Origin of the sequence: Nocardiopsis sp. TSRI0078, assembly GCF_001905145.1 — a bacterium.
Taxonomy (GTDB): Bacteria; Actinomycetota; Actinomycetes; order Streptosporangiales; family Streptosporangiaceae; genus Nocardiopsis.
The window spans coordinates 1-4,458 of sequence record NZ_LWLB01000029.1 but is presented as its reverse complement, the minus strand read 5'-3'; the positions used below and the strand labels follow the sequence as shown (position 1 = coordinate 4,458).

Annotated in this window: 5 protein-coding genes and 1 pseudogene; 5 read left to right on the top strand and 1 reads right to left on the bottom strand. The window is 73.6% G+C overall.

The window, feature by feature from the left end:
• The 3 genes from A6A08_RS17020 to amaP all read left to right on the top strand — a co-directional run.
• The coding region (locus tag A6A08_RS17020; RefSeq protein WP_073703606.1) for a hypothetical protein at window positions 1-303 on the top strand (303 nt) is incomplete at its 5' end.
• Window position 304: 1 nt separating this feature from the next.
• Complete coding sequence (locus tag A6A08_RS17015; protein ID WP_073703605.1) at window positions 305-910, top strand: DUF6286 domain-containing protein; 606 nt, start codon at window positions 305-307, stop codon at window positions 908-910.
• Window positions 911-912: 2 nt separating this feature from the next.
• Window positions 913-1,503: an alkaline shock response membrane anchor protein AmaP gene (amaP, locus tag A6A08_RS17010; RefSeq protein WP_083609160.1), complete on the top strand. Its 591-nt coding sequence runs from the start codon at window positions 913-915 to the stop codon at window positions 1,501-1,503.
• Window positions 1,504-1,508: 5 nt separating this feature from the next.
• On the opposite strand, the gene A6A08_RS17005 is transcribed toward amaP, so the two are convergent.
• Complete coding sequence (locus tag A6A08_RS17005; protein WP_073703603.1) at window positions 1,509-2,765, bottom strand: amidohydrolase family protein; 1,257 nt, start codon at window positions 2,763-2,765, stop codon at window positions 1,509-1,511.
• 135 nt (window positions 2,766-2,900) lie between these two features.
• Here A6A08_RS17005 and A6A08_RS17000 point away from each other — a divergent pair, with 135 nt between their 5' ends.
• The gene (locus A6A08_RS17000) at window positions 2,901-3,734 is read left to right on the top strand and encodes a MurR/RpiR family transcriptional regulator (RefSeq protein WP_073703602.1); all 834 of its coding nucleotides are present in this window, start codon (window positions 2,901-2,903) and stop codon (window positions 3,732-3,734) included.
• 183 nt (window positions 3,735-3,917) lie between these two features.
• Window positions 3,918-4,458: pseudogene (locus A6A08_RS16995) on the top strand (sodium:solute symporter family protein); the annotation flags it as partial.

The following is a 4,458-nucleotide window of genomic DNA, read 5'->3' as shown; positions in this document are numbered from 1 at the left end:
GCCCGCGGCGGGGGCGGCCGCGACCCCGGCGGCCGTACCGTCATCGAGCACGGCGTGGTCGAGAAGGTCGCCGCGCAGGCGGTCCGGGAGGTGCCCGGGGCTCGTCTGGTCCGGTCGCGCGCCACGCGCGCCCGGATCAGCGGTGACATCGTCCTGCTGCGGCTGAGGGTGGGCATCCACTACCCGCGCTCCGCCCGCGAGGTCGCCGCGCGGGTGCGCGGGCACGTCAGGCAGAGGGTCGAGCGGATCACCGGCAAGCGGGTCCGCCACATCGACATCGAGATCGCGGAGTTGGTGCGCTGACATGACCACTGTGGAAGAGGTGCTCGGACGCCCCGACCAGGGCGTCGACCGCCGGGCCAGGCGGGTGGCCGTCCACACGTTCCGTCCGCGGCGGTCCTGGCCCGCGGTGATCACGAGCCTCGTGATCCTCGTCGTGGCCGTCGTGGCCGCCGCCGAGGTGATCTCGGCGCTGGCGGGCAGCCCGCTGCGGCTGGTCCCGGTGGACGCCGCCACCGGGTACGCCTCGACCGCGACCTGGTCGACGCCGTCGGTGCAGATCGCCTCGGCCGTCCTGGCGCTGATCGGACTGGCCCTGATCGTGGTCGCGCTGGCGCCCGGCCGGAGCCGCTGGACGGCGCTGCGCACCGACGACCCCGCCCTGGTGGTGGGGCTGACCCGGCCCGCCCTGCGCCGCGCGGTGAGCGCCGCCGCCCGGGACGTCAGCGGGGTCGACGAAGCGCACGTGACGGTGCGCGGCAACAGGATCCGGGTGCATGTGCGCACCGGGATGCGCGAGTCGGCGGAACTGCCCGCCGAGGTGACCGCGGCCGTGGAGCGGCGGCTGGAGGAGCTGGCGCCGCTGCGCAGCATGCGGATCACCACCCACGTGCGATACGCGGAAGGGTGACCATGACTGGTGACAGGTCGCGCAGGTCGGCACGTGGGAACCGGTGGGGGCTGGTGGTGGTCGGCGCGGTGCTGCTCGCCGCCGGACTGGCGTCACTGGCCGCCGGACTCGGCCTGTTCGGCCGGGGCCCCGCCGACAGCGCGCTGCTCAACCCCTCGGTCCGGGAGGTGCTCGGCCAGCAGTGGGTGCCCTACGTGGCGGTCGCGGCGGCCCTCGTCGCGGCCTTCCTGGCCCTGCGCTGGCTGATGGCACAGGGGCGCAACGACACGGTGGGGCGCCTGGTCCTGGAGCGCGGCGCCGACGGCCGGGTGGAGATGTCCGAGAGCGTGGCGCGCGGTGCCCTGGAGGAGGAGGTCGCCGACTACCCGGGGGTGCGCCGCGTCCGCGCGCGGCTGACCGAGTCCACCGACGCCCCCCACCTGCGGCTGGCGCTGACCCTGGACGAGGACGCGGACGTGGCCGGGGTGTGGCGGCGGGTGCGCTCGGAGGCGCTGGCGAACCTGCGGCGGGCGCTCGACCTGGAACAGGTGCCCGCGGTCGTGCGGATGTCGATGACGGCACCGGCCAAGAACCCCCGCCGCATGCTGGCCTGACGGGGTCAGCGCGCCTCGCCGCGCTCGTGGCGCACCCGGCCGTCGCGCAGGACGGTGCGCACACTCGTCTCCGGGGACGCGAGCACCGCGATGTCGGCGAGCGGGTCACCGTCGACCACCACGAGGTCCGCGCGCGCACCGTCGCGCAGGGTGCCGACGGTCCCCTCCAGCCCCAGGAGCCGGGCGGCGTTGACGGTGGCGGCGCGCAGGACGTCCACGGCGGGCTGGACCCGGCCGCGGATGGCGAACTCCTCGCTCTGGCGGTCCTGCATCCCGCCGAGCAGGTCGCTGCCGAAGACCAGGTTCACCCCGGCGCCGTGGGCCAGCCGCAGGGCGTCCAGCCCGCTGCTGAGCACGGCGTCGACCTTGTCCTGGCTGGCCGGTGGAAGGCCGTTGCGGGCCCCCTGCCGGGACAGCTCCTGGTAGGTGACGAGGGTGGGCACCAGGTAGGCGTCGTGCTCCAGGAACAGCTCGACGCTGCTCTCGTCGATGAGGTTGCCGTGCTCGATGCAGCGCACGCCGAGCCGGAGCCCCCGGTTGACGGCGCGGGCCGTGTAGGCGTGGCCGGTGACGTAGCGGTTGGCCGCCTCGGCCTCCTCCACCACGGCCCGGATCTCGTCCTCGGAGGACTGGGTGGAGTCGATGCGGTCGGTGGGGGAGGCCACCCCGCCCGAGAGCATGATCTTGAGGTGGTGGGCGCCGGTGCGCAGCTGCTCGCGGGCCGCGCGGCGAAACTCCACGGGCCCGTCGCAGACGATGCCCGCCCCGGGGCAGCAGGCGTGGGTGTCGTTGCCCTGGCGGCCCGGAGCCCGGAAGTCGCCGTGGCCGCCGGTCTGTGACAGGGCCTTGCCGCCGAACATGAGCCGGGGTCCGTCGACGAGCCCCTCGTCGACCGCCCTGGCCAGCCCCCAGTCCCCTCCGGCGACGTCGCGGACAGTGGTGAAACCGCGCCTGAGCATGGAGTTGAGGGAACGGGCCGCGTAACTGGCGACGTAGGAGGGGGAGTGGTCCATCGCGGCGCCGAGGTCGGCGCTGAAGGCGGTCGGGTGCACGTGGGCGTCGATGAGGCCCGGCATGAGGGTGGCCCCCTCCAGGTCGACGACCTCGACCCCGTCACCGGTCTCGGGAGCCGGGCCCCGTCCGCTGCCCGCGATGAGGCCGTCCTCCACCAGGAGCCAGGAGTCCGGTGTCCGGGTGCCTGCCTCGGGATCGAGCAGCCCGGCTCCGGTGAAGAGGACCGAGGGGTGGGACTGACGGGTCATGAGTACCTCCGGTGGAACGGGTCAGCGTGTGAGCCACGCCCTTTATGCAATATATGTTGCATCAACTCCGAATGCGGTCCCGGGGGTGGTATCGCTTGGGGAGGCGCGTGTCGGGGCGCCGGGACGGAGGGGTTGATGGCGGACTGGATCGAGGCCGCGCTCGGCGGCGGGCGCCTCGGCCGCGCGGCCGAGCGCGTGGTCGGGGTGCTGCGGGACGAGCCGAGGTTCGCCTCCTACGCGAGCACCGCCGAGCTCGCCGAGCGGGCGGACGTCAACGTCGCCACGGTGGTACGGGCCGCGCAGGCCCTCGGGTACACCGGCTGGCCCGCGCTCCGCGTCGAACTGCGCTCGCGCTACCTGGCCTCGCTGAGCGCGGGCGAGGTCCTGGCCGAGCACGCCGGGGCCGACGCCGACCCGGTGCGCGAGGCCTTTCGCGCGGACAGGGAAGGGCTGCGGGCCCTGGAGCTGACCCTCGACCCCGGCAGGGTGAGCGCCCTGGCGGAGGCGATCCACGGGGCGCGCAGGACACGGGTGGTGGGATCGGGGACCTTCGCGGCGCCGGGGCTGCAGCTCGCGCACGCCGCGGGGATCATGGGCTACGACGTGGAGCGGTTCGACCTCGGAGGAACGGCCCTGGTCAACGCGTTGGCGCGGATGGGGCCGCGGGACCTGCTGCTGGCGTGCGACCTGTGGCGGCTGCCCGTCGCGCTGCGGGCGGCGGCGGAGGTGGCCCGCGGAAGGGGCGTGCCGGTGGCGGTCATCACCGACAGGAGGGACTCCCCGCTGGTGGAGGGGGCCGAGCACGTGCTCCTGGTGCCCAGTGAGGGTGTGGGCATGTTCCCCTCCCTCACCCCGACGACGGCGGTCGTCCACGCGGTGCTGGCCGAACTGGCCCGGATCGGCGGGGACGCGGTGCTGGAGGCGGTGCGCGACACCGAGCGCCTGTGGGAGCAGACGGAGCTCTTCTGAGCGGCGTCCGGACGCGTGGCCTGCGGTGACGGGTGGCGCCGACGTTCTGTGATCAGGATCACGCAAGGTGCAATAAGTGTTGCATTCCACGGGTGTCGGCTGCTTTCATGGCCCGATCGGACCACCGCCGGTGGTCGACCCCTCCCGTCCACATCCCCTGATCCGAATCTCGCAAGGTGGCCCATGCAGACGACCCATCTGGTGATCCTCGCCGTGTACATCCTGGCGATGATCGGGATCGCCCTCTACTTCATGCGCTCCGGAAGGCTCCGCGGCGGCGACGACTTCCTCTTCGCGGGGCGCAGCCTTCCCCGACCGGTCATGATCGCCACCATGCTCGTCACCTGGGTGGGCTCGGGCACCATCATCGGCGGCGCCAACTTCGCCTACACCTACGGCCCGACGGCCGGCCTCGTCTTCTTCGCGGGGACGCCGCTGGGCATCCTGGTCCTGCTCCTGGCGGCCCGCCGCATCAGGAGAGCGTCGCGGCACACCATCCCCGAGCTGCTGGAGGTGCGCTTCGGAATCGGTGTGCGCACCGTCGCCGCCGTGGTCACCGCCATCGCCTACCTGGGGCTGACGGCGTCCCAGTTCGTCGGCGGCGGCTACGTCGTCAGCCTGGTCACCCCGCTGACCGCCACCCAGGGGACCGTGCTCGTCGCCGTGGTCGTGACACTGCTGACGGTCAGCGGCGGCCTGTTCTCGGTCGCCTACACCGACTTCT

Bases quoted from the DNA above. Each gene is read 5' to 3' on its own strand.
- A6A08_RS17000 (WP_073703602.1), top strand. From the start codon at position 2,901: ATGGCGGACTGGATCGAGGCCGCGCTCGGCGGCGGGCGCCTCGGCCGC.
- A6A08_RS17015 (WP_073703605.1), top strand. From the start codon at position 305: ATGACCACTGTGGAAGAGGTGCTCGGACGCCCCGACCAGGGCGTCGAC.
- amaP (WP_083609160.1), top strand. From the start codon at position 913: ATGACTGGTGACAGGTCGCGCAGGTCGGCACGTGGGAACCGGTGGGGG.
- A6A08_RS17005 (WP_073703603.1), bottom strand. From the start codon at position 2,765: ATGACCCGTCAGTCCCACCCCTCGGTCCTCTTCACCGGAGCCGGGCTG.